At 79.2% G+C, this 24138-nt stretch carries 19 protein-coding genes; 16 read left to right on the forward strand and 3 right to left on the reverse strand.

Going from position 1 to position 24138, the window contains the following annotated elements:
• Positions 1–125: 125 nt before the first annotated feature.
• Together ACRYMY_RS07220 and ACRYMY_RS07225 are read left to right on the forward strand one after the other, a co-directional pair.
• Positions 126–944, forward strand: a complete 819-nt coding sequence (locus ACRYMY_RS07220; RefSeq protein ID WP_432546586.1) for an NAD-dependent epimerase/dehydratase family protein — start codon at positions 126–128, stop codon at positions 942–944.
• Between the two features lie 41 nt (positions 945–985).
• Positions 986–1174 (forward strand): DUF2795 domain-containing protein, encoded by a 189-nt coding sequence (locus tag ACRYMY_RS07225; RefSeq protein ID WP_369055442.1) that lies wholly within the window; start codon positions 986–988, stop codon positions 1172–1174.
• 94 nt (positions 1175–1268) lie between these two features.
• On the opposite strand, the gene ACRYMY_RS07230 is transcribed toward ACRYMY_RS07225, so the two are convergent.
• Positions 1269–1526 (reverse strand): hypothetical protein, encoded by a 258-nt coding sequence (locus ACRYMY_RS07230; protein ID WP_432546587.1) that lies wholly within the window; start codon positions 1524–1526, stop codon positions 1269–1271.
• 239 nt (positions 1527–1765) lie between these two features.
• Here ACRYMY_RS07230 and ACRYMY_RS07235 point away from each other — a divergent pair, with 239 nt between their 5' ends.
• The 10 genes from ACRYMY_RS07235 to ACRYMY_RS07280 all read left to right on the forward strand — a co-directional run bounded on the left by ACRYMY_RS07235 (position 1766) and on the right by ACRYMY_RS07280 (position 10845).
• Positions 1766–2497 (forward strand): metal-dependent transcriptional regulator, encoded by a 732-nt coding sequence (locus ACRYMY_RS07235; protein WP_432546643.1) that lies wholly within the window; start codon positions 1766–1768, stop codon positions 2495–2497.
• On the forward strand, positions 2494–3219 hold the full coding sequence (locus ACRYMY_RS07240) for a hypothetical protein (protein ID WP_432546588.1): 726 nt from the start codon (positions 2494–2496) through the stop codon (positions 3217–3219). The genes ACRYMY_RS07235 and ACRYMY_RS07240 overlap by 4 nt, the downstream gene beginning before the upstream one ends.
• Complete coding sequence (locus ACRYMY_RS07245; protein ID WP_432546589.1) at positions 3216–4190, forward strand: Gfo/Idh/MocA family protein; 975 nt, start codon at positions 3216–3218, stop codon at positions 4188–4190. The genes ACRYMY_RS07240 and ACRYMY_RS07245 overlap by 4 nt, the downstream gene beginning before the upstream one ends.
• A 142-nt stretch (positions 4191–4332) precedes the next feature.
• Positions 4333–4800: a hypothetical protein gene (locus tag ACRYMY_RS07250; RefSeq protein ID WP_432546590.1), complete on the forward strand. Its 468-nt coding sequence runs from the start codon at positions 4333–4335 to the stop codon at positions 4798–4800.
• 55 nt (positions 4801–4855) lie between these two features.
• Positions 4856–5536 carry a histidine phosphatase family protein gene (locus ACRYMY_RS07255; protein ID WP_432546591.1) on the forward strand — a complete coding sequence of 227 codons (681 nt, stop codon included), beginning with the start codon at positions 4856–4858 and terminating at the stop codon, positions 5534–5536.
• A gap of 3 nt (positions 5537–5539) precedes the next feature.
• Entirely contained in the window at positions 5540–6193 is a 654-nt protein-coding gene (locus ACRYMY_RS07260) for a nucleoside/nucleotide kinase family protein (protein WP_432546592.1), read from the forward strand.
• A 130-nt stretch (positions 6194–6323) separates the two neighbouring features.
• Entirely contained in the window at positions 6324–8228 is a 1905-nt protein-coding gene (gene ggt, locus ACRYMY_RS07265; RefSeq protein WP_432546593.1) for a gamma-glutamyltransferase, read from the forward strand.
• Between the two features lie 31 nt (positions 8229–8259).
• The gene (locus ACRYMY_RS07270; protein WP_432546644.1) at positions 8260–9033 is read left to right on the forward strand and encodes an SDR family oxidoreductase; all 774 of its coding nucleotides are present in this window, start codon (positions 8260–8262) and stop codon (positions 9031–9033) included.
• Positions 9030–10091, forward strand: a complete 1062-nt coding sequence (locus ACRYMY_RS07275; protein WP_432546594.1) for a zinc-binding dehydrogenase — start codon at positions 9030–9032, stop codon at positions 10089–10091. The genes ACRYMY_RS07270 and ACRYMY_RS07275 overlap by 4 nt, the downstream gene beginning before the upstream one ends.
• A 355-nt stretch (positions 10092–10446) precedes the next feature.
• Positions 10447–10845 (forward strand): hypothetical protein, encoded by a 399-nt coding sequence (locus ACRYMY_RS07280; protein WP_432546595.1) that lies wholly within the window; start codon positions 10447–10449, stop codon positions 10843–10845.
• A 16-nt stretch (positions 10846–10861) separates the two neighbouring features.
• On the opposite strand, the gene ACRYMY_RS07285 is transcribed toward ACRYMY_RS07280, so the two are convergent.
• A complete protein-coding gene (locus ACRYMY_RS07285; RefSeq protein WP_432546596.1) occupies positions 10862–12118 on the reverse strand; it encodes an acetamidase/formamidase family protein in 1257 nt (418 codons plus the stop codon).
• A 154-nt stretch (positions 12119–12272) separates the two neighbouring features.
• Between ACRYMY_RS07285 and ACRYMY_RS07290 the strand changes: the two genes are divergently transcribed.
• Positions 12273–13841 carry a threonine/serine exporter family protein gene (locus tag ACRYMY_RS07290; protein ID WP_432546597.1) on the forward strand — a complete coding sequence of 523 codons (1569 nt, stop codon included), beginning with the start codon at positions 12273–12275 and terminating at the stop codon, positions 13839–13841.
• 18 nt (positions 13842–13859) lie between these two features.
• Here the strand turns inward: ACRYMY_RS07290 and ACRYMY_RS07295 are convergent, their stop codons facing one another.
• A complete protein-coding gene (locus ACRYMY_RS07295; RefSeq protein WP_432546598.1) occupies positions 13860–14822 on the reverse strand; it encodes an MsnO8 family LLM class oxidoreductase in 963 nt (320 codons plus the stop codon).
• Positions 14823–14999: 177 nt separating this feature from the next.
• Between ACRYMY_RS07295 and recC the strand changes: the two genes are divergently transcribed.
• Genes recC through ACRYMY_RS07310 form a run of 3 tightly spaced genes read left to right on the forward strand, consistent with a single transcriptional unit; the run spans position 15000 to position 24120 of the window.
• A complete protein-coding gene (gene recC, locus ACRYMY_RS07300; RefSeq protein WP_432546599.1) occupies positions 15000–18473 on the forward strand; it encodes an exodeoxyribonuclease V subunit gamma in 3474 nt (1157 codons plus the stop codon).
• On the forward strand, positions 18470–21973 hold the full coding sequence (locus ACRYMY_RS07305; protein WP_432546600.1) for a UvrD-helicase domain-containing protein: 3504 nt from the start codon (positions 18470–18472) through the stop codon (positions 21971–21973). Before recC ends, ACRYMY_RS07305 begins: the two co-directional genes overlap by 4 nt.
• Positions 21970–24120: an AAA family ATPase gene (locus ACRYMY_RS07310; RefSeq protein ID WP_432546601.1), complete on the forward strand. Its 2151-nt coding sequence runs from the start codon at positions 21970–21972 to the stop codon at positions 24118–24120. Before ACRYMY_RS07305 ends, ACRYMY_RS07310 begins: the two co-directional genes overlap by 4 nt.
• Positions 24121–24138: the final 18 nt, after the last annotated feature.

The following is a 24138-nucleotide window of genomic DNA, read 5'->3' on the forward strand; positions in this document are numbered from 1 at the left end:
GGGCTCGGTGGCGGGCACGGTGGGCTCGGGGGGCACGGTGGGGATCGTGCCAGCAGCCCGCCCGCGTGTGCGGCCAGCGGGTCGGACGCTGTCCACGTCGGTGGCCGGGCGCTACAGTGCGGCGCGTGCAACGGCTGCTCATCACCGGGTCCAGCGGGACCGTCGGACGCCTCCTCGTCGACCGCCTCGCCGCCGCGCGGCCCGACCGCCGCCTGCGGCTGCTCGACCTGCACCACCCCGACGGGCTCGACGGGCGCGGGGACCTGGAGGGCATCGAGCTCGTCGAGGGCTCGGTCACCGACGCGGCCGTCGTGGCCGCTGCCGTCGAGGGCGTCGACGCCGTCCTCCACCTCGGCGGCATCAGCGTCGAGGGCCCCTGGCGCGACGTGCTGGAGGTCAACGTCCACGGCACGTTCACGGTGCTGGACGAGGCCGCCCGCGCGGGCGTGCGCACCGTCGTGCTCGCCTCCAGCAACCACGCCGTCGGCATGACCCGCCGCGGCGACGCCGACCTGCCGGCCGACGCGCCCCCCCACCCGGACACCTACTACGGCTGGTCCAAGACCGCGGGGGAGTCGCTGGGGCGGCTGTTCGTCGAGCGCGCGGGCCTGAGCGTCGTCGCGCTGCGCATCGGCTCGTGCCGGGAGCGCCCGCAGAACGTGCGCGAGCTGGCCACCTGGCTCTCGCCCGACGACTGCGCCCGCCTCGTCGAGGCGTCCCTCGACCCGGCCACCTCGGGCTTCCACCTCGTGTGGGGCGTCTCGCGCAACACCCGCCGCTGGTGGTCCCTCGCCGAGGGGGAGGCGATCGGCTACCGGCCCGCCGACGACGCCGAGGTCTTCGCCGCCGAGGTCGAGCGCGCCGGGGGCCAGCCGGTGCCGGTGGACGTGGTCGGGGGCAGCTTCACCCGGTTCGCGCTGGGCACGTGCGACGTGCAGGGTTGAGCGCGCAGGCCCGCGCCCGCGGGCCGCGGGAGGAGAGCAGCATGGCCAGCGTCAGCCCGATCGACGTCCAGAAGGCGCTGCACGGCGTCGAGTACCCGGCGAGCAAGGACGCGCTCGTGCAGGCCGCCGAGGGCAACGGGGCGTCGGGGGAGGTGCTCGAGGCCGTCAAGGGCATCCCCGAGCGCGAGTACGAGGGCCCGACGGGCGTCTCGGCCGAGATCTTCAACTGACCCCTCGCCCTCGCAGCGACTCCTGGCGCGTCCTCCACCCCTCCCGCGCTCGGGAGGGGTGGAGCACGCGCCAGGAATCGACCGGGTGGGCGAGTCAGGCGGTGGGGCCGGAGGCGCGCGGCGCGACGGCCGCGTCGGTCACCGGCAGCGCCGCCGGGACGGGCGCGGCGACGACGGCGGTGCGCCGCCAGCGCCGGGCCGCGGGGGCCCCGTAGGCCGCGGCCGCGAGGACGGCCGCGGTGGCGCCCAGGACGCTGCCGCCGGCGCCCAGCACGAGCGCGGCGGCCAGCAGCGCCGCGCACAGGAGGAGGTCGCCGGCGGCGACCCAGCGAGCTCGTGCCGTCGTGTCCACGGTGCCCCCTCTCCTCGTCCTGCGTCTCGCACCGATTGTGAGTTCGGCGGACCGAAGACGCAACTGGAGCGCTCGGGAGCCGCGGGTGCGGCGGTGCGCGCCGCGGGCGGTCCCGGGCGCGGTGGCAAGCTGAGCCCGTCGCGGCGCGGGCCGCGGCGCCGGGCGGTGCGCGCCGCGCGTCAGCGCACCCGGCCGGCACGACGAGGGGGACGCCGTCCCCGGGGGAGGCCCGAGACGTGGTGCCGACCGCGAAGCGGACCGCTGCCACCCGCACCCAGCCCCCGGGCAGCGGTGGGGCGGAGGTCTTCACGCCCGCCGCCGAGGACTGCCTCAAGATCGTATACACGGCGGGGGAGTGGTCCGAGCGCAAGGTGACCCTGTCGATGCTGGCCGGCGAGATGGGCGTGTCCGCGTCCACGGCCTCCGAGGCCGTGCGCAAGCTCACCGACGCCGGCCTGCTGCTGCACGAGCGCTACGGCGGCGTCGAGCTGACCGAGGCCGGCCGGGCCCGCGCCCTCGTGGTGGTGCGCCGCCACCGGCTGCTGGAGACCTTCCTCGTCGCCGACCTCGGCTACTCCTGGGACGAGGTCCACGAGGAGGCCGAGGTCCTCGAGCACGTCGTCTCCGACCGGCTCCTGGACCGCCTGGACGCCCGCCTCGGCCACCCGGAGCGCGACCCGCACGGCGACCCCATCCCCCAGCCGGACGGGACCGTGCCCCAGCCCGGCGCCCACGCCCTGGGCGACCTGCCCGAGGGCTCGGCGGGCGTCGTGGCGCGCATCTCCGACGCCGACCCCGACGTGCTGCGCTACTTCGCCGAGCTGGGCCTGGGCCTCGACGTGCGCGTCGAGGTGGTCCAGCGCCGGGGCTTCGCCGGGACGACCGTCGTGCGCATCGGCGGGGACGGCGGGCGCGAGGTGGACCTCGGCGACCCCGCCGTGGCGTCGGTGTGGGTGCTGCCGGCCCGGTGAGCGGACCCGCGGACCCGCCCGGGCCGACGAGCGGGGTGGCGCGCGACGAGCACGGCCGCCCGCGCGCCGCGACGACCCACGACGTCACCGTCCTCGACGGCGGGGCCGGCGACGGCGACGCCCCGCTGCGGGCGCTGGGGCGCAGCACCGCCCTCGCGCCCGCCCGCGCGGGCGCCGACGTGCGGGCCGCCGCGGCGACCGTCCTCGGCGCGCGCGTCGTGCTGGCGGGACCGGCGGTGCCCGAGGAGGCGCTGGCGGCCGCCGCGGAGCTGTGCACCGGGCTGCTCGTCCTGCGCCCCGCGGCCCGGCCGCTGCCGCTGGCGCTGCGCCGGCGGGTGGACCTGCTCGTGGTGGGCCTGGTGGACCTGGCCGCGCTCGCCGGGGAGGTGGACCGGCCGGGGGACCTCGAGGACGTGGTCGCGCGGGCCCGCGCGCTGCGCCCGGACCAGACGAGCGTGGTGGTCGGTGCGGGCGGGGGCGCGGTGGTCGTCACCCCCGGCGGTCACGCCGCCGTGCCGCTGAGCGCGACCGCTGCGGGCGAGGAGTTCGCGGACGGCCTCGTGGACGGTCTGCTGGGCGGGCTCGGGCTCGTCGACGCGGTCCGCTGGGCCGGGCACGTGGCGACCCGCGCGGTCGGTGCCGCGCACCGCGGCGGGCCGCCGCACCGGGACGAGGTGGGGCCGACGAGGGTCCTGCCGCCGACAGGAGGGAGCACGCCGTGAGCGTGGGCTGGGGTTTCGTGGGCACGGGCGGCATCGCCGGCACGCTCGCGCGGGCGCTGGAGCTGGTGCCGGGCGGGCGGCTGGTGGCGGTGTGCTCGCGCAGCGCCGCGCGGGCGGAGGCGTTCGCCGCCGAGCACGGCGCCGAGCGCGGCTACGACGACGTGGAGCGCATGCTCGCCGACCCGGCCGTCGACGCCGTCTACGTGGCGACCCCGCACCCGCAGCACCACGCCCCGGCGCGGGCCGCGCTGCTGGCGGGCACGCCGGTGCTGGTGGAGAAGCCGGTGACGGTGACGCTGGCGGCGCTGCGGGACCTGGTGGACACCGCGCGCGAGCGCCGGGTGTTCTGCATGGAGGCGTGGTGGACGCGGTTCCTGCCGGGCACGGAGGCGCTGCTGGACGTCCTGGGCTCGGGCGCGGTCGGCGAGGTGCGGGCCGTCCACGCGGACCTCGGCTTCCCGGCGCCGCCGGAGGCGCGGCGGTTCTGGGACCCGGCGCTCGGCGGCGGGTCGCTGCTGGACCTGGGCCCGTACCCGGTGGGGCTGGCGCACCTGCTGCTGGGGGCGCCGGACACCGTGCGCGCGGTGGGGTCGCTGTCGCCGGAGGGCGTGGACCGGCAGACGTCGATCGCGCTGGGCTGGGCCTCGGGCGCGGTGGCGTCGCTGTCGACGACGGTCGTGGCGCAGGCCGCGGGCCGGGCGTGGGTGGAGGGCTCGCGCGGGTGGGTGGAGGTGGAGACGCCCGTGCACTCGGTGCCGGCGTTCACGGTGCACGCCGACGGCGCCGCGACACGCCACGAGCACGCCGTGGCCGACGGGCACCGCTTCATGCTCGAGCACGTGCACGACTGCCTGGCGCGCGGTGCGACCGAGAGCCCGCTGCTGCCGCTGTCGCGCTCGCTGGAGGTGCAGGCGGTGCTGGAGGAGGTGCTGGACCAGGTCGGCGTGGCGCGGGTGCGCGAGCTGGGCTGAGGCGCTCGCGGGCCCGCCGCGCTGGGGCGCTCGGGTGGTGGGCGTTGCTCCGTCCGGGGGACGGGGCCTCAAGGACGTCGAGAACGATCTCGCTCAGGGTCCACACTGAATGACACAGCGTCACCAAGGTCAGGAGCTCGTGATGCGCCTCGGATCCGCCCTCGTCCCCCCCGCCGCCCGCGGCGCCACCGCCGTCGACCGGCTCGTCACCGTGCGCCCCGCGCAGCGCATCACGCCGGACTACGTCGACGAGGACCCGATCGACGCCCTCACCGTGTCCGACCGCGCGCTGCTGTGGCACCTGTACGGCGGCCTCGACACCTCCGGCCCCACCGGCCGCGACGCCGACCGTCCCGAGGAGCTGCGCGACGACGTCGTGCGCGACCGCCTGCGCAGCACCCCCGCCGCGCAGCTGGCCGCCGAGATCGCCCGCGAGCGCGCCCGCGGCACCGTCTCCGGCGGGCGCGACCTGACGGCCGAGGACGTGCGCCGCGCCATCGGCCACCTCACCCTCACCTCCCCGGACCCCGTGCCCGTCGAGGTGCAGCTGCGGCTGTGGGCGTTCTTCGCCGGCGACGAGCGCGCCGGGCGCCTGGACGTCGTCCTCTGACGCCGCTGCCACCGTCCGGCGCACCGCCGCGCCGGGCCGGTGGCAGGGTGAGGGGGTGCGCCTCCTCCTCGTCCGCCACGGGCAGAGCCCGTCCAACGTGGCGCACCTGCTCGACACGCAGGTGCCCGGCCCCGCGCTGACCGACGTCGGCCGCGAGCAGGCGCAGGCCCTCGTGGGCCTGCTCGGCGACGAGGGGATCGGTCTGGTCACCTCCTCCCCGCAGACCCGCGCCCGGCAGACCGCCGCGCCGCTGGCCGCCGCCCTCGGCCTCGACGTCGAGGTCGTCGAGGGCCTGGAGGAGATCGCCGCCGGCGAGCTGGAGATGCGCGGCGACGAGCCCGCCGTCCGCGCCTACCTCGGCGTCGTCGGCTCCTGGCTGACCGGCGACCTGGACGTGCCGATGCCCGGCGCCGCCGACGGGAACGCCTTCTTCGCCCGCTACGACGCCGCCGTCGAGCGGGTCGTGGCCCGCGCCCGCGAGCTCGGCGCCGGCGTCGCCGTCGCCACCAGCCACGGCGCCGCGATCCGCTGCTGGACCGGGGTGCGGGTGCGCAACCTGTCCGCGGAGTACGTCGTGGCCACCGGCCTGCTCAACACCGGCTGCGTCGCGCTGGAGGGCGAGCCGGAGACCGGCTGGACCGCCACGAGCTGGATGGGCGCCGCCCTGGACCCCGAGCGCGCCGAGGCCGCCGGCGCCGGCCCGGCCGGCGAGCCCGCCACGCCGTCGGTGTTCTGAGCCGTGGACGCGCTGCGGGCGAGCACCGCCGACCTCGTCGCGCGGGCCGCCGCGCTCGCCGACCGCGGGGACCCGCGCACCGTGCTGGGCCTGGCCGGCCCGCCCGGGGCCGGGAAGTCGACGCTGGCCGCCGCGCTCGTGGACGCCCTGGGCCCGCGGCGCGCCGTCCTCGTGCCGATGGACGGCTTCCACCTGGCCGACGCCGTCCTCGGCGCGCTGGGCCGCCGCGGGCGCAAGGGCGCCCCCGACACCTTCGACGCGGGCGGCTACGCGGCGCTGCTGCGCCGGCTGCGGGCGCAGCCGGACGCCGGGCCGGAGGACGACGTCGTCTACGCGCCGGAGTTCCGCCGCGAGATCGAGGAGCCCGTCGGCTCGGCGCTGCCCGTGCCCCGCGACGTCCCGCTCGTGGTCACCGAGGGCAACTACCTGCTGCTGCGGGAGGGGCCGTGGGCGGCGCTGGAGGGGCTGCTCGACGAGACCTGGTACCTCGAGGTGCCGCCCGCCGTGCGCCTGCCCCGCCTCGTCGCCCGCCACGAGCGGTTCGGGCGCGACCCGGAGGCGGCGCGCGCGTGGGCGGGGGGCAGCGACGAGGCCAACGCCCGCGTCGTGGCCGCCGGCCGGGACCGCGCGGACCTCGTGGTCGCCCTCGACGGCTGACCGGCCCGGCGCCCGCCCGTCACGCCGGTCCCGCGCGTCCCGTCCGTCCCACCCGTTGCGCTCGCCGCGCACCGCTGCCAGGCTCCCCGCACCGCACGCCCGCGGACCGCCCGTGACGAGAGGCGTCGTCATGACCGTGACGCAGCAGCCCACGACCCCCCGCCCGGGCTCCCGCGCCCGGCTGTCCGCCGCGGCCCTCGCGCTGTGCACCGGCCTCGGCCTGAGCGCCCTGACCCCCGCCGCCGCGGCACCGCCGCAGCCGTCACCGCCGCCGCTGCCGGCACCGCCCGCGCCCGAGCGGCCACCGGGCAGCGTCCCGGGCCTGGACAAGGTGCCCGTCGCCACCGGGTACGGCGGCGCCGTGGCCAGCGTGGACGCCGACGCGACCGCCGCCGGCCTGGACGTGCTGCGCCGCGGCGGCAACGCCGTGGACGCCGCCGTCGCCACCGCGGCCGCCCTCGGCGTCACCGAGCCGTACTCGGCGGGCGTCGGCGGGGGCGGGTTCTTCCTCTCCTACGACGCGGCCAGCGGCACCGTCTCCACGATCGACGGCCGCGAGACCGCACCCGCCTCCCTGACCGCCGACGCCTTCGTCGACCCCGCCACCGACGAGCCGTACCCGTTCGCCGAGCTCGTGAACAGCACCCTGTCCGTGGGCGTCCCCGGCACCCCGGCCACCTGGGAGCGCGCCCTGGCGGAGTCCGGGACCATGTCCCTGGCGCAGGTGCTGTCCGGCCCGCGGGCCCTGGCCGAGCGCGGGTTCACTGTCGACGAGACGTTCCGGCAGCAGACCCTGGACAACGCCGAGCGCTTCGCCGACTTCACCTCCACCGCCGAGCTGTTCCTGCCCGGCGGCGACGCGCCGCAGGTCGGCTCGACGTTCCGCAACCCCGACCTGGCGCAGACGTACCGGCTGCTGGCCGAGCAGGGCACCGCCGCCCTCTACGCCGGGGAGCTGGGCCGCGCCGTCGTCGACACCGTCGCGCACCCGCCCGTGGCCGACGGCGTCGAGCGCGAGGTGCTGCGCGGCGGCATGACGCTGGCGGACCTGGCCGCGTACCGGGCCGTGGACCGCGCGCCGACGCGCGTCGAGCACGGCGACGTCGAGGTGTACGGGATGGCGCCGCCCTCCAGCGGCGGCAGCACCGTCGGCGAGGCCCTGAACATCCTCGCCCAGCTGCCCGGCGACGACGGGATGCACAGCGAGGCCGACCACGAGCACTTCGCGCTGGAGGCCGCGGCCCTGGCCTTCGCCGACCGCAACCGCTGGGTCGGCGACCCCGACGTGCAGGACGTGCCGCTCGCCGAGCTGCTGTCGCCGGCCTTCGCGGCCTCGCGCGCCTGCCTGGTCGACGGCGAGCGGGCGCTGCCGCGGCCCGTGGCACCTGGAGCGCTGGGCGCCGACGGCACCTGCGCCACCGACGGCGAGGCCGCCGAGGGCACCGCCGAGGGCCCGTCCACCACCCACCTGGTGACCGCCGACGGCGAGGGCAACGTCGTCTCCTACACGCTGACCATCGAGCAGACCGGCGGCAGCGGGATCGTCGTGCCCGGCCGCGGGTTCCTGCTGAACAACGAGCTGACCGACTTCAACGCCGTCGCAGCCGTCGACGGCGTGCCCGACCCGAACCTGCCAGGGCCGGGCAAGCGGCCCCGCAGCTCGATGGCGCCCACGATCGTCCTGCGCGACGGGCGGCCGTTCCTGGCGCTGGGCTCGCCCGGTGGCGCCACCATCATCGGCACCGTCTACGGGATCCTCGTGGACCGCCTGCACCGGGGGCTGGACCTGCCCGCGGCCGTCGCCGCGCCCCGCGTCTCCGAGCAGAACCGCGCCGCCGGCGCCGCCGCCGAGCCCGCCTACGTCGACTCGGACCTGGGGCGCGAGGTGGTCGCGCGCGGCCACGTCCTCGTGCCCACCGCCGAGATCGGTGCGGCCGCCGCGCTGGAGTTCCTCGACGACGGGCGCGTGCAGGCCGTCGCCGAGCCCGTGCGCCGCGGCGGCGGGTCCGCGGGGGTGGTGCGCCCGGTGCGGTGAGCGGCGGGAGGATGGAGCGGTGAGCGAGACGATCCCGACGCCCCGCCTGTTCGACGTGGCCGGGCGCACCGCCCTGGTCACCGGCTCCAGCCGCGGCATCGGCCGCGCCCTGGCCCGCGGGCTGCTGGAGGCCGGCTGCGCCGTCGTCGTCAACGGCCGCCGCCCCGACGCCGTGGCCGCCGCCGCCCGCGAGCTGGCCGAGGAGACCGGCGGCACCACCCACCCGTACGCCTTCGACGTCACCGACCCCGGCGCCGTCGAGGACGCCGTCGCGCGGATCGAGGACGAGGTCGGCCCGCTGGACGTGCTGGTCAACAACACCGGCGTGCAGCAGCGGGCGCCGTTCACCGAGTTCTCCTCCGAGGACTGGCAGAAGATGCTGGACACCAACCTGTCCAGCGCGTTCTACGTGGCCCGCGCCGTGGCCAACCGGATGGTCCCCCGCGGCCGCGGCAAGATCGTCAACGTCCTGTCGGTGCAGAGCGAGCTGGCCCGCCCCGGCATCGCCCCCTACTCGGCGACCAAGGGCGGGCTGAAGATGCTCACCCGCGGCATGTGCGCCGACCTGGCCCGGCACGGCATCTGCGTCAACGGCCTGGGCCCCGGCTACTTCGCCACCGAGCTGACCGCCCCGCTCGTGGCCGACGAGACGTTCAGCGCGTGGGTCGCGCAGCGCACCCCCGCGGGGCGCTGGGGGCGCGTGGAGGAGCTGGTCGGGCCGCTGCTGTTCCTGTGCTCGCCGGCGTCGGACTTCGTCAACGGGCAGGTCCTGCACGTCGACGGCGGCATGCTGGCGGTCCTGTGAGCGCGGGGGAGGACCTGGTGGTGGAGGACGTGGCGGGGGACCTGGCGGTCGTCGTGCACGGGGCCGGCGACCTGCGCGTCGAGGCGCGCCCGCTGCGCGCACCGGCCGCCGACGAGGCCGTCGTGCGCGTCGCCTACGGCGGGGTGTGCGGCTCGGACCTGCACTACGTGGCCGAGGGGCGCGTGGGGGAGTCGGTGCTGCGCGAGCCGATGGTGCTGGGCCACGAGGTCGTCGGCACCGTCGAGCGGGCCGCCGCCGACGGGTCGGGCCCGCCCGCCGGCACGCCCGTGGCCGTGCACCCGGCCGGCACGAGCGACCCCTCCGCCCCGCACCCGCCGGGGCGGCCCAACCTGTCCCCGGCCGTCACCTACCTGGGCTCCGCGGCCCGGCACCCGCACGTCGACGGCGCCTTCGCCCGCCGGGTGGTGCTGCGCTCGTCGATGCTGCGGCCGCTGCCGGCCGGGCTGGACCTGGAGCGGGCCGCGCTGGCCGAGCCGGCGGCCGTCGCCTGGCACGCCGTCGCCCGCGCCGGGGACGTCGCCGGGAAGCGCGCGCTCGTCGTCGGGTGCGGGCCCATCGGCCTGCTGTGCGTGGCCGTGCTGCTGCGGGCGGGCGCCCGTGAGGTCGTCGTCAGCGACGTGCAGGAGGCGGCGTCGGACCGGGCGCTGGCGCTGGGCGCGTCGCGCGCGGTGCCCGCCCGCGACGCGGAGGCCGTCGCGGCGGTCGGCGCCGACGTCGTCCTGGAGTCCTCCGGGGTGCCGGCCGGGTTCGCCTCCGCCGTGGCCGGCGCGGCCCGCGGCGGCGTCCTCGTCATGGTGGGGCTGCAGCCACCGGGTGCGGTGGCCGTCCCGCTGGCGCGCGCCATCAGCGCCGAGCTGGACCTGCGCGGCAGCTTCCGGTTCGTGGAGGAGATGACCGACGTGCTGGCGGCGCTGGCCGACGGCTCCCTGGCCGTGGACGGGATCGTCACGCACGTCCTCGACGCGGCCGACGCGCACCGCGCCTTCGAGGTCGCCCGCGACTCCGCGGCCTCCGGCAAGGTCCTCCTGCGCTTCTGACCCCTGCCCCGATCCCGCCCTCCGCCGCCTCCCCTCCGTGATCTTGCGGGGATCCCCAGCAAGATCACGGAGGGGAGGTGCCGGCAGGGGAGGAGCAGCGGGGATCAGGCGCCGGTCAGGGGGCGCGGTCGGCGTCGGCGACCTCCTCCTCGGGGCGCGGCGGCACGGTCTCGTCGTCCTCCAGATCGGGGACGGGCGGGTCGGCGGGGTCCACGGGCGGTGTGCTCACCCTCCGCAGGCTAGGGCGGAGAACGGTCCGAGGCTCGGTGCAACCGTTCGCCGCCCCGGCGCGTCGTAGCCCGCGGTCGCCCCGCCGCGGGGCGGCCGACCGCACGCCGCGACCGCAGGAGGACCCGTGTCCCGCACCCCCCGGACCAGCACCCGCACCGCCGCGCGCGGCGCCGCCGCCGTCCTCGCGCTGGGCCTGCTGGCCGCCGCCGCCCCTGCGTCCGCCGCCGACCCCGCAGCGCCCGTCGCCCCCGCCGTCGACCCCGCGCTCGTCGCGGCGATCGCCGCGAGCCCGGCCACCGACGGCGTGCCCGACGGTGCGTGGACCGTCACCGACGTGCGCACCGCCGACGAGGTGTGGGCCGCGGCCCTGCTGGAGCCGGTGGACCCGGAGGCGCTGGACCCGGCGACCGCGCTGCTGCGCGCGACCCCGGACGGCTGGGAGGTCGTCGACCTGGGCACCGCGCAGGTCGGCTGCGGCACCGCGCCCGACGCCGTGCTGCCCGCCCTCGGCCTGACCTGCTGAGGGCGGGCGGCGGCCGTCAGAGCAGGCCGTCGAAGTCCGCCTTGCGGATCGTGGCGTGCACGCCCGTCGTGCGGTCCACGACCTGCGAGACGTGGAAGTCGGCGGCCGCGCTGAGGTAGGCGTAGGCGAGGGGGCCGGGCATGCCGAGGTCCTCGGTGAGGAACCGCATCGACTGCCGCACCGCCGTGCGCATCGCCTCGTCCAGGTCGGTCCCCTGCCCGTCGACCGGCCCGTCGGGGTCGCTGAGGCCGATCGGGATCCAGTGCTCGGGCGTCTCGGCGAAGGGCAGCTCGGCCGCCGCGGCCGGCGCTCCGTCGCCGGGGCGGACCACGGACAGGCGCAGCGTGGCGCGCAGCGAGCCCTCCATCGCGGTCAGCGCCACCTCGCCGTGGCCCTGCGCCATGTGCGGGTCGCCGACGGAGAACATGGCGCCGGGCACCCGCACCGGCAGGTACAGCGTCGAGCCGACCGTGAGGTCCTTGACGTCCATGTTGCCGCCGGCGTCGGTGGGCGGGACGGAGTCGACGAGCGCGGAGGTGTCGCGGGCCACGCCCATGAGGCCGAGGAAGGGGCCCAGCGGGAAGCGCGCGGGCACCGGGCCGGGCACCGCGCCGACCAGCGCGCCGCCGCGGGCCTCCACGGCCGTGAAGACGCTGACGTTGCCGCCGCTGTTGAACCACTGCGCGAGCGCGGGGTCGCCGGCCCACGCGTCGGGGTACTCCCCGACCAGCGCTCCGCGCCCGTGCCGGCTGGACAGGACGCCGTAGGGCACGCGCAGCGCCAGGTCGAGGACCTCCACCTTCAGCACGTCGCCCGGCTGCGCACCCGTGACGGCGACGGGGCGGCTGACCACGTGCGGGCCGGGCCCGTCGTGGGCGACGGTGGCGGCGATGGCCGCCGCGTCGTCGAGCACGTCGGTGGCGGCCACGCCGAAGCCGCTGAAGTAGGCGCGGGGGTCCTGCCCCTGGTCCTCGAGGATCCCCTCGTGGGAGACGGTGTCGAGGGTGACGACGTCGCCGGAGGAGACGACGGCGACGGGCTCGGTGTCGCGGTTGGGCAGCCGGCCCCACAGGACGTTCTCCGGGGTGCTGGGCACGTACAGGCCGCGGGTCGGCCCCTGCCCGGACTGCAGGACGCGCGGCGCCCACGGCCGGCCGCGGCGACCGGGGTGGGCGTGCGCGGAGCCGGAGGTGGCGGCGAGGGCGCCCGCGCCGGCGGACAGGCCGGCGGCGGCGCGCAGGAGGGAGCGGCGGGCGGGGGCGGGCAGCGTCATGGGCGCACACCACCACGCGGCTGTGAAGCTGCTGTGTCGCTCGCGTTGCCCCCGTGTTTCCCGCGCCGGCGGTGGCGGCGACCCGCGGTGCGGGGGCGCGCCCGCCGGCCGGTACCGTCGCCCCGTGGCGCAAGTGCTCACGGAGAGTGACAACGTGTGGCGTGGGAGCGAGCACGAGCAGCGGGACGCCGGTGCCGGCGGACCGGCCGGCGACCCGACGGGTGAGCCGCCCGACGTCGACCAGGACGGTGACGGCGGCAGCGGTGCGCCGGCGGGCCCGCCCGTCACCGCGGGCGCCCACCCCGTCTCCGCCCCGCCGTCCGCCCGGCGCGGCCGAGCCCGCTGGGTGCCCGCCCTGCGCCACCGCCTCGTCAGCGCCCTCGCCCCCGACGAGAGCCCCGCCGAGCCCGTCGTCGCCGGCCGCCTCACCGAGCGGGAGGCGCTGCAGGTCCTCGACGCCCTCGTGCGCATGGCCGAGGCGCTGCTGTCCTGCGGCGCCCCCGCCGCCGACGTCACCGCCCTCACCCTGCGCGCCGCGCACGGCGCCGGGCTGGCCAGCACCCAGGTCGACATCACCTTCACCGCGGTCATCGTCTCCACGGCCGCCGAGGACCGCCCGCCGCTGACCACCGTGCGCGTCGTGCGGGCGCGCGCCACCGACTACTCCCGCCTGTCCCGCCTGTACGACCTGGCCCACGACGCCGGCGACGGCCTGGACGCCGAGGAGGTCACCGCCCGCCTCAAGCGCGCCCTCAGCCAGCGCCGCCGCTACCGCCGCCGCGTGTCCACCGCCGCCGCCGTCGGCCTGGCCGTCTCCGTCGCCGTCCTCCTCGGCGGCGGCTGGGCCGTCGCGCTGGCCGCCGCCGCGACCACCGCCCTCATCCAGCTCGTCCTGGCCGCCGCCAACCGCCGCGGCCTGCCCGCCTTCTTCCAGCAGGTCGCCGGCGCCGCGATCGCCACCGCCGTCGCGCTGCTGCTGCTCGTGTGGGACCCGTTCCTGCCCGAGTGGGTCGGCGGCCTGCGCCCCTCCCTCGTCGTCGGCTCCGGCATCGTCGTCCTGCTGGCCGGGCTGTCCCTCGTCGGCTCCGCCGAGGACGCCATCTCCGGCTTCTACGTCACCGCCGCCGCCCGCGCCTTCGAGACGGTGCTGCTGACGACGGGCCTGGTCATCGGCATCGCCGGCGCCCTCGCCCTCGGCCAGCGCGCCGGCATCGGCCTGAACCTCTCGTTCGCCGCCACCGGCGGCTACCCGCTGGCCGTGGAGGCCGCCGCCGCCGGCTGCGCGGCGCTGACCTGGGCCGTGTCCGGCTACGCCGACGTGCGCGCCGTCGTCCTGTCCGGCCTCGTCGGGGCGCTCGCCTGGCTGACGTTCTCGGCCACCAGCGAGCTCGGGTTCGGGCCGCTGGCCGCCACGGGCCTGGCCGCCCTCGTCGTCGGGCTGCTCGCCGAGGGCACCGCGTGGCGCTGGGGGGTGCCCGGTGTCGTGGTCTCCATCTGCGGCATCGTGCCGCTGCTGCCCGGCCTGGCGATCTACCGCGCCATCTACACGCTGGTCGGCGGCGGCACCTCCGCCGGCCTCGGCCTGCTCGTGGAGGCGCTGGGCACCGCGCTGGCGCTGGCCGCCGGGGTGACGCTCGGGGAGTTCTGCTCCCAGCCGCTGCGCCGGGAGTTCGACCGCGTCGAGCGGCTCGTGCGCCGCCGCTCCCTCAGCCGCAACTTCTGAGCCGCGGCCACCGGACCCTCACCGCCCACCGCCCAGCAGCAGGTCGGCCAGCCGCGCGTCGGACTCCTCCTGCAGCTCCGGGTCGTGCACCGTCGTGGCCACCACCAGCTCCTGCGCGCCCGTGCGCTCCAGCAGGTGCGCCAGGCGCGGGCCCACCTCCTCCTCGGTGCCGTGCACCGTCGCCGCCAGCGCCTCCTCGACGGCGCGGCGCGCGCGCCCGGGCAGGGCGTCCTCGTCGACCTCGCCGGGCGCCGGCAGCGGCGGGAACTCCCCGCGCGTGCGGGAGACCGCCAGCGACCACGCCTGCGGCAGCAGCTCGCGCCGCGCCCGCTCGGCGCTGTCGGCGACGAGGACGTCCAGCAGCAGACCCGCCCGCGGCGCGCCCGGCCCGGCGAACGCCGCCCGGTAGCCTTCCAGGGCCGCCGCCGTCGCGGCCGGGTCGGCGCCCGCCGGTACCACGACGGGCAGCCCCAGCGCCGCCGCCGCGCCCAGCGCCGAGCGGGAGGCCAGCACGACGACCTGCGGCGGCTGCGGCACCGCCGGGCGCACGGTCACCGGCGAGCGCCCGTGCAGGTGGTCCAGCAGCTCGCGCAGGTCCTCGGCGAACCGGTCGGCGGCCTCCGGCGGCGTGCGCAGCGCCCGGCGCACCGGCGCGGTGAAGCCCACCGAGCGGCCCACGCCCAGCTCCACGCGGCCCGGGTGCAGCGCCGCCAGCACCGCGAACTGCTCGGCGACCACCAGCGGGGGGTGCTGGGGCAGCATGACGCCGCCGGAGCCGAGGCGGATGCGCGAGGTGGCCGCCCCGACCGCCGCGAGCAGCACCGCGGGCGCCGGGCCGACCACCCCCGGCACGCCGTGGTGCTCGGCGACCCAGAAGCCGTCCCAGCCCAGCGCCTCCGCGGCCCGCGCGCGCTGGACCGTCGCGCGCACGGCCGCGGCGTCGTCCGCGCCGGTGCGGGTGCGGGAGCGGTCCAGCAGCACCAGGCGCGGACGCGGGGCGGACGGGGTGGCGCGGGGCGTGGCGCGGGGCCGGGCGGGGGGCTGGGCGGGGGGCATCACCGGGCGCAACGCCCGGCGGGCGCGGTCGCGTCCCGCCGGGCGAGCCGTCGCCGGTCGTGTCGGCGACGTCGTGTCGTGGACGTCGGCTAGACAGGGGGCGTGCTGCACGTCCACCGCTCCGCGAGCGCCGACGTCCTCGTCGCCGCCCTCGCGGACCTGCTGCGCGAGCCCGCACCGGGCGCGCAGCCGGACCCGTTCGCCCCCGAGGTCGTCGCCGTCGGCGCGCGCGGCACCGAGCGCTGGGTCGCGCAGCGCCTGTCGCACCACCTCGGCGCGGGCGGCGACGGGTGGGGCGGCGCGGACGACGGGGTGTGCGCCAACGTCGTCATGCCGGACCCGGCGCAGCTGCTCGACGACGCCCTGGCCGCCGCGGGGCCCGAGCACGCCGGTGCCGTCGAGGGCTGGCGGCCCGCCGCGGCCACCTGGCACGTGCTGGAGGTCCTCGACGACCTCACCGGCCCGGCCGGCGCGGACGAGCGCTTCGCGGTGCTGCGCCACCACCTGCGCCCGGCCGACGGCGGCGGCCCGCCGCGGGTGCGGCGCATCGCCGCCGCCGAGCGGATCGCCGGGCTGCTGGCCCGGTACGGCGCCGCCCGGCCCGCCCTGCTGGCCGGCTGGGCGCGCGGCGAGGACGGTCCCGTGCCCGCCGACCTGCGCTGGCAGCCGGAGCTGTTCCGCCGCGTGCGCGAGCGCGTCGGCGTCCCGCACCCGGCCGAGCTGCTCGGCCCCGCGTGCGAGCGCCTGCGCGCCGACCCCGCCGCCGCGGACCTGCCCGGCCGCTTCAGCGTCCTGGCCGTCACGCGGCTGGCGGCCGCGCGCCTCGCGGTGCTCGCCGCGCTCGCCGAGCACCGCGAGGCGCACCTGTGGCTGCACCACCCCGGCCCGGCGCTGTGGGAGGCGGTGCGCGCGGGCCTCGGCGCGCCCGGGGACGTCCGCCTGCGGCGCGCCGAGCGCGAGGAGCCGGACCAGCGCGCCGTGCGCCACCCGCTGCTGCTGTCCCTGGCCCGCGACGTGCGCGAGCTGCAGGTGCGGCTGGCGCTGGCCGCTCCCGGCCACGCCGACCTCCTGCACGACGACCCCGTCCCGCCGGCCTCCTCGCCGGCCCTGTCGCCGGACGCGCCGCTGCTGGCGCGGCTGCGGGCGCAGCTGGCCGCCGACGAGGTGCCGGCCGACCCGCCGCCGCTGGCCGCGGGCGACCGGTCCGTGCAGGTGCACGCCTGCCACGGCCGCGCCCGCCAGGTGGAGGTGCTGCGCGAGGTGCTGCTGGGGCTTCTGGCCGACGACCCGACGCTGCAGCCGCGCGACGTCGTCGTCCTGTGCCCGGACGTGGAGGTCTTCGCGCCCCTGGTGGGCGCCGTGTTCGGCGCCGGCGACCACCCGGGCGCCGCCCTGCGGGTCACCGTCGCCGACCGCTCGCCGCTGCAGACCAACCCGCTGCTGGGGGTGGCGACCCGCCTGCTGGCGCTGGCCGGCGGCCGCGTCGGCGCCACCGAGGTCCTCGACCTGGCCGGGCTGGAGCCCGTGCGGCTGCGCTTCGGCCTGGACGACGACGCCCTGGAGGGCCTGCGGGACTGGACGGTCGGCGCGGGCGTGCACTGGGGGCTGGGCGCCGGGCACCGCGACGCCTGGCAGCTGGGGCACCTGGCGCAGGGCTCCTGGCGCGCGGGGCTGGACCGCCTGCTGACGGGCGTGGCGGTCGGCGGCGCCGAGGGCGGCGGGCTGCTGCTGGCCGGCGGCGACGAGGCCGTCGTGCCCCTGGACGACGTGGAGTCCAGCCGGGTGGAGCTGGCCGGCGTGTTCGCCGAGCTGCTGGACCGCCTGGAGACCGCCGTGCTGGACCTGTCGGGCGCTCGGCCCGTCGCCGACTGGTGCGACGCGCTGGCCGCGGCGGTGCTCGCGCTGACCGACGTCCCCCGCGACGGCGCCTGGCAGCAGGCGCAGCTGCGGCGCGAGCTGGCCGCCGTGCGCGACGAGGCCGCGCGCGCCGGCAGCGCGCCGGTGACGCTGGCCGACGTCACCGCCCTGCTCACCGCCCGCTTCGCGGGCCGCCCCCAGCGCGCCGGGTTCCGCACCGGCGCGGTCACCGTGTGCACGATGGTGCCGATGCGGGCCGTGCCGCACCGCGTCGTGGTGCTGCTCGGCCTGGACGACGGCGCCTTCCCGCGCGTCGTGCGCGCCGACGCCGACGACCTGCTGGCCCGCGACCCGCACGTGGGCGACCGCGATCCGCGCAGCGAGGACCGGCAGGTGCTCCTGGACGCCGTCGGCGCCGCGGGGCAGCACCTCGTCGTCCTGCACAGCGGCTGCGACGTGCGCACCGGGGCCCCCGTGCCGCCCGCCGTGCCGGTGGGGGAGCTGCTGGACGCCCTCGACGCCTCCGCCACCGTGCCCGGCGGCGGCCGGGTCCGCGACCGCGTCGTGGTCCAGCACCCGCTGCAGCCGACCGACCCGCGCAACTTCGTCCCCGGCGCCCTGGGCGCCGACCGCGCCGCCAGCTTCGACACCGCCGCCCACGCCGGCGCGCGGGCCGCGCAGCTGCCCCCGCGGCCGGTGCCGGCCCTGCTGCCGGCCGCCCTGCCGCCCCCGGAGGACGACGAGCTGCGCGACCTCGACCTCGACGCGCTCGTGCAGTTCTGGCAGCACCCCGTGCGCGGGCTGCTGCGCCAGCGCCTCGAGGTCGGCGCGGCCGCGCGCGAGGAGGGGCCCGAGGACGCCCTGCCCGTGGCGCTGGACGGCCTGCGCGAGTGGGCGGTGGGGGACCGCGTGCTGCGCGCCCGGCTCGCCGGCACCGACCCGGCCCGGGTCGTGCAGCTGGAGCGGGCCCGCGGGGACCTGCCGCCCGGTCTGCTGGGCACCGCCGTGCTGCGCCGGGTGGGCGCGCGCGCCGACCGGATCGCCGCGGCCGCGGCCGCGTGGGCACCGGCGGCGGGGGTGCCGTCCTCCGTCGACGTCGAGGTCGACCTGCCGGGTGGCACCCGCCTGACCGGCGCGGTACGCGGGGTTCGGGAGGTCGCCGGGGAGGTCGCGGGCGGCGCGCCGGGCCCGGTCGCCCTCACCGTCACCTACTCCTCGGTGCGCGCCAAGCAGCGGCTGCGCGCGTGGGTGGAGCTGCTGGCCCTGTCCGCCGCGCACCCCGGCCGGTCCTGGACCGCCGTCGTCGTCGGGCGCGGTGACCGCGACGGCGTCAGCACCACCGCGTTCGGCCCGGTGCCCGCCGAGGCGGCGCGCGAGCTGCTCGCCGACCTCGTCGCCCTGCGCCGGGTGGGCCTGTGCGTGCCGCTGCCCCTGCCGGTCGCCACCGCCGGCGCCTACGCCGCCGCCCGTGCCCGCGGGACCTCCACCGCCACGTGCGAGGCGCTGGCCGCCAAGGAGTGGGTGTCCGGGTACGGCTGGCCCCGCGAGGACGCCGACGAGGAGCACCGGCTCGTCTGGGGCGAGTCCGCGCCGTTCGCCGCGCTGCGCGACTGGCGTCCGCCGCCGGACGCCCCGTCCGGCACGCCCGGCGGCTTCGACGAGCTGTGCCGGCGCGTGTGGCAGCCGCTGCTGCGCACCCAGCGGACGTGGGCCGCGTGAGCGCCGGCACCGCCGCGGCCACGCCCGGGGGCCTGTCGGGGGGCCTGGCCGGGGACGTCCCCGTCTTCGACCTGACCGGGCCGCTGCCGCGCGGCACCACCGTCCTGGAGGCCAGCGCCGGCACCGGCAAGACGTACACGATCGCCGGGCTGGTCACCCGCTACGTCGCCGAGGGCGCCGCCCGCGTGGAGGAGCTGCTGGTCGTCACCTTCGGCCGCGCCGCCACCGGCGAGCTGCGCAGCCGCGTGCGCGAGCGCCTGGTCGCCGCCCGCGACGCCCTGGCCGACCCCGCCGCCGCCCGCCGGCACCGCGACCCGGTGGTGCGCGCCCTCGCGCAGCCGGGCGGGGACGCGGACGACGAGGTGGTCGCGCAGCGGCGCGCGCGGCTCGCGGCGGCCGTGGCGTCCTTCGACGCGGCGACCGTCGCCACGCTGCACCAGTTCTGCCAGCAGGTCCTCACCGGCCTGGGCACCGGCGCGCACGTCGACCCCGGCGCCGTCCTCGTGGAGGACCTGTCCGACGTGCTGGAGCAGGTCTGCGACGACCTGTACCTGCGCTTCGCCGGCTACGCCGAGCGCACCGGCGCGGGTGCCGTCCCCTTCGACCGCGACGCCGCCCTCGCGGTGGCGCGCGCCGCCGTCGCCCACCCGCTCGCGCGGCTGGAGCCGGCCTCGCGGACGCCCGGCTCGCCCGCGGACCTGCGGGTGCGCTTCGCCGCGGCCGTGCGCGCGGAGGTGCAGCGGCGCAAGGAGTCGCAGCGCACGCTCAGCTTCGACGACCTGCTCGTGCTGCTGGGCGAGGCCCTGGCCGACCCGGTGACCGGTCCCGTGGCCCGCGAGCGGCTGCGCAGCCGCTACCGCGTCGTCCTGGTCGACGAGTTCCAGGACACCGACGGCGTGCAGTGGGAGGTGCTGCGCCGGGCGTTCCACGGGCACGTGCCGCTGGTGCTCATCGGCGACCCGAAGCAGGCGATCTACGCCTTCCGCGGCGCGGACGTGCGCACCTACCTCGAGGCCGCCGGCGCCGCCGACGCCCGCGCCACCCTGGGCACCAACTTCCGCAGCGACCCGGCCCTGCTGGACGGGGTGCAGGGCCTGCTGCGCGGGGCGGTCCTCGGCGAGGAGGGCATCGTCGTGCGCGGGGTGCGCGCCGCCCACGAGGTCGCGGCCCTGCTGCCGGCCGACCCGGCACCGGTCCAGCTGCGGGTGCTGCCGCGCACGGGGCTGCCCACCACCCGCGCCCAGGGCCTGCCCGTGGTGGGCGCGGTGCGCGCCGCGGTCGCCGCGGACGTCGCCGAGCAGGTGGTGGAGGTGCTCGCCTCCGGCGCGCAGGTGCGCCGCCCCCGCGACGACGCCGCTGCCCGGCCCCGGCCGCTGAGCCCCGGTGACGTGGCCGTCCTCGTGCGCACCCGCCCGCAGGCGGTGCTCGTGCAGGAGGCGCTGCGCCGCCGCGGGGTGCCGTGCGTGCTGGCCCGCGGCCCGAGCGTGTTCGGCACGCCCGCGGCCCGGGACTGGCTGTGCCTGCTGGAGGCCCTGGAGCAGCCGCACCGCGCGCCGCGGGTGCGCCGGCTGGCGCTGTCGTCGTTCGTCGGCGCCGACGCGGCCCGGCTGGCCGCCGACGGCGCCGCGCTGACCGACGCGCAGGCCGAGCGGCTGCGCGCGTGGGCGCCCGTGCTGGCCGCGCGCGGGGTGGCCGGGCTGTTCGCCGCGGTGGCCGAGGAGCAGCGGCTGGCCGAGCGGCTCCTGGCGCTGGAGGGCGGCGAGCGGCTGCTGACCGACCTGCGGCACATCGCCGAGACCCTGCACGCCGAGGCGCTGCGGCTGGGCCTGGGGCTGGCCAGCCTGCTGTCGTGGCTGCGCGCGCGCGTCGAGGAGGCGGCCGGGGACCTGGACCAGGAGCGCTCGCGGCGCCTGGACACCGACCGGGCGGCCGTGCAGGTGGCGACCGTGCACGCCAGCAAGGGCCTGGAGTTCGAGGTCGTCCTCGTCCCGTTCGCCTGGGACGAGCCCGGCGGCGGCCCGCGCGACCGCCTGCCCGTGGCGCACGGCCCCGACGGCGCCCGCGTCCTGCACGTCGGCGGGCCCGGCAGCCCGGGGCTGGCGGAGGTGTGCGCGGCCGAGGACGCCGAGGGGGCCGGGGAGGAGCTGCGGCTGCTGTACGTGGCCCTGACCCGGGCGGTCTCGCGCCTGCTCGTGTGGTGGGCGCCGTCCTCGACGACCCCCGGCAGCCCGCTGCACCGGCTGCTGCTCGCCGACGACCCCGCCCACCCGCCGCGGACGGTGCCGCTGCCGGGCGACGCGGAGGTGCTGGCCCGCCTCGGCACCTACCAGCACCACGGCTCCGGCGTGCGGGTGGTGCCCGTCGGTCCGCTTGGCACCGCGACGTACACCCCGCCGCGGGAGGAGGTCGCCGCCCTGGCGCCCGCCTCCTTCGACCGCGACCTCGACGCGGCGTGGCGGCGGACCTCCTACTCGGGCCTGACCCGCGCCGCGCACGAGGCCGCCCACCCCGCCGGCGGCGCGCCGGGCCCGCTCCCGGCCACGTCCCCGCGGCCGGCCCGGCCCGTCGCCAGCGAGGTCGAGCGGGGTGCGCGCGACGACGAGGGCGACGTCGAGGACGCCGGCACCGCCGCCCGCCCCACCGGCGCCCGGGAGGAGGCGTGGCACGCCGTGCCGTCCCCGATGGCCGACCTGCCCGGCGGCGCGGGCTTCGGCACCGTCGTGCACGGCGTGCTGGAGCACTTCGACCCCGCCGTGCCCGACCGCCGCACCCACCTGGCCGCCCTGGCCCGCGCGCAGGACGCCGGCGCGCTCGCCGAGCCGCTGGCCGACGCGCTGCCCGCCGCCCTGGCCACCGGGCTGGGCCCGCTCGCCGACGGCGTCGCCTGGCAGGACGTCCCCGTGGCCGACCGCCTCGCCGAGCTGGAGTTCGAGCTGCCGCTGGCCGGCGGGGACCGCGCCGGCCAGCGCGCCGGGGCGCCGCCGCGCCTGGGCGAGGTCGCGGACCTGCTGCGCCGCCACCTCGGCGCCGACGACCCCGTGCGCCCCTACGCCGAGGCGCTGGAGGAACCGGTGCTGGCCGCCGAGGTGGTCTCCGGGTACCTCACCGGCTCGATCGACGCGGTGCTGCGGCGCGGTACGGGCGCCTCCGCGCGGTACCTCGTCGTCGACCACAAGACCAACCGCCTGGCCGGGCCGGGGGAGGCGCTCACCGCCTGGCACTACCGCCGCGCCGCGCTCGACGAGGCCGTCCGCGAGGCGCACTACCCGCTGCAGGCGCTGCTGTACTGCGTGGCGCTGCACCGCTACCTGCGCTGGCGCCAGCCCGGCTACGACCCGGAGGTCCACCTCGGCGGGGTGCTGTACCTGTTCCTGCGCGGCATGTGCGGGCCCGGCGTGGAGGCCGAGCCCGGCCAGGCGCCGCCCGGGGTGTGGTCGTGGCGCCCGCCGGCGGCCCTCGTGCTGGACCTGTCCGACCTGCTCGCCGGGAGGCGCCCGTGACCACCGCCCCCGTCCTCGCGGCCGCCGCCCCGGGCGGCTCGGGGTCCGTGCCCGGCACCGCCGCGGGCGAGCCGGACCGCGGCGCGCGCCTGGCGCTGCGCGCCACGGGGGCCCTGCGCCGCCTCAACGACCTCGGCGTCCTGCACGCGGCCGACGTGCACGTCGCGACCCGCCTGGGGGCCGTGTGCGGGGAGGACGACGAGCGCGTCCTCCTGGCCGCCGCGCTGGCCGTGCGCGCGCTGCGGCAGGGCTCCGTGGTGCTGCGGCTGGCCGACGTCGCCGCGTCCGTGGTGGCCGAGGACACCGACGACACGGGGCAGGCGCGGGCCGTCGAGGTCGACTGGCCGGAGCCGGGCGCCTGGGCCGCCGCCGTGCGCGGCAGCTGCATGACCGCGCCCGGGCAGCTCGACGGGACCGCCGCCGACGGCGGAGCGGGTGGGGCCGCGCCACCGCTGCGCTGGCACGACGGCGGGATCTGGCTGGACCGCTACTGGCGGCAGGAGGTGGCCGTCGCCGACGACCTGCGCCGGCGCGCGGCGCGGGTGCCGGACCTGGACGCCGACGCGGCCCGCGACGTGCTGGCCCGCCTGTGGCCGGGGGAGGCGGCGCACGACCAGCGCCTGGCCGCCGCCGTCTGCCTCACCTCCGGCGTGGCGGTCCTCGGCGGCGGCCCCGGCACCGGCAAGACGACCACCGTGGCGCGCCTGGCGGCGGCCCTGCGCGCGCTGGCGCCCGCCGGGTCCCCGCCGCGCGTGGCGCTGGCCGCGCCCACCGGCAAGGCCGCCGCCCGGCTCACCGAGGCCGTCACCACGGCGGCCCGCGACGACCCCGACGGGGTGTTCACCGGCGAGGACGCCGCCTTCCTCGGTGGCCTGCGGGCGTCCACCCTGCACCGGCTGCTGGGGATGCGGCCCGGGTCCGTGCGCGCCCGCTACGACGCCGAGCACCGCCTGCCCCACGACGTCGTCGTCGTCGACGAGGCGTCGATGGTGGGGCTGGGGGTCGTCGCCCGGCTGCTGGCCGCCCTGCGCCCGACCGCGCGGCTGGTCCTCGTCGGTGACCCGGACCAGCTGGCGTCGGTGGAGGTGGGCGCCGTCCTGGCCGACCTCGTCGCGCCGGCGCGCGCGGTGCCGCGCAGCGCGGCCTCGACCGCGCGCCTCGCGCGGGTCGTCCCCCACGACGTGCCTCACGACGCGGCGTCCCCGGGCGCGGCCGCGCCGTCCCCGGACGCCGCCCCGGACGCCGCCCCGGACGCCGCCCCGGACGCCGCCCCGGACGCCGCCCCGGACGCCGCCCCGGACGCCGGCGCGCTCCCGGACCGAGACGGCGCGGCGGGCGGGTCGGTCGCCGACGGGGTCGTCCTCCTGCGCACGACGCACCGCTTCGCCGAGGGCGGCGCCATCGCGGCGCTGGCGGCGGCGGTGCGCGACGGCGACGCGGAGCGGGCCCTGGAGGTGCTGCGCTCCGGCGAGCCGGCCGTGGAGTTCCACGAGGTGCCCGAGGACGAGCCGGTGGCGGGCCCGGCGCTGGAGGCCGTGCGCGCGGAGGTCCTCGAGCGCGTGGCGGCCGTCGTGACCGCGGCCCGGGCCGGGGACGCGGAGGGCGCGCTGGTCGCGATGGACGCCCACCGGGTGCTGTGCGCGCACCGGCGCGGCCCGCGCGGGGTGGCGCACTGGACAGCGCTGGCGCACCGGTGGGCGGTGGAGGAGGTCGGGGTGCGGCCCCGCCCCGACGGCCGCTACGTCGGCATGCCGGTGCTCGTGACGGCCAACGACCCGGCGACGGGCGTCTTCAACGGCGACACGGGTGTCGTCCTGGAGCGTGCCGGCGCGGGCGGCGGGCGCGGCGGCGACCTCGTCGTCGCCGTGGCGCGGGGGAGCGGCCCGCAGGTGGTGCCGCTGTCGCGGCTGGCGGATCTGGACGTCCTGCACGCCATGACGGTCCACCGCAGCCAGGGCTCGCAGTTCGCGGCCGTCACCGTGGTCGCCGCGCCGGCGACCTCCCCGCTGGCGACCCGGGAGATGCTCTACACGGCGCTGACGCGCGCGCGGGCCCGGGTGCGGCTCGTCGGCTCGGCGGAGGCCGTCGAGGCGGCGGTGCGCCGGCCCCTGGCGCGGGCCTCGGGCCTGGCCGACCGGCTGCGCTGACCGGCTGCGCTCACCGGC

Origin of the sequence: Kineococcus haloalkalitolerans, from assembly GCF_050871905.1 — a bacterium.
Taxonomy (GTDB): Bacteria; Actinomycetota; Actinomycetes; order Actinomycetales; family Kineococcaceae; genus Kineococcus.

Coding starts and splice junctions, on each gene's coding strand:
- ACRYMY_RS07225 (WP_369055442.1), top strand. CDS start 986: ATGGCCAGCGTCAGCCCGATCGACGTCCAGAAGGCGCTGCACGGCGTC.
- ACRYMY_RS07250 (WP_432546590.1), top strand. CDS start 4,333: ATGCGCCTCGGATCCGCCCTCGTCCCCCCCGCCGCCCGCGGCGCCACC.
- ACRYMY_RS07285 (WP_432546596.1), bottom strand. CDS start 12,118: ATGACGCTGCCCGCCCCCGCCCGCCGCTCCCTCCTGCGCGCCGCCGCC.
- ggt (WP_432546593.1), top strand. CDS start 6,324: ATGACCGTGACGCAGCAGCCCACGACCCCCCGCCCGGGCTCCCGCGCC.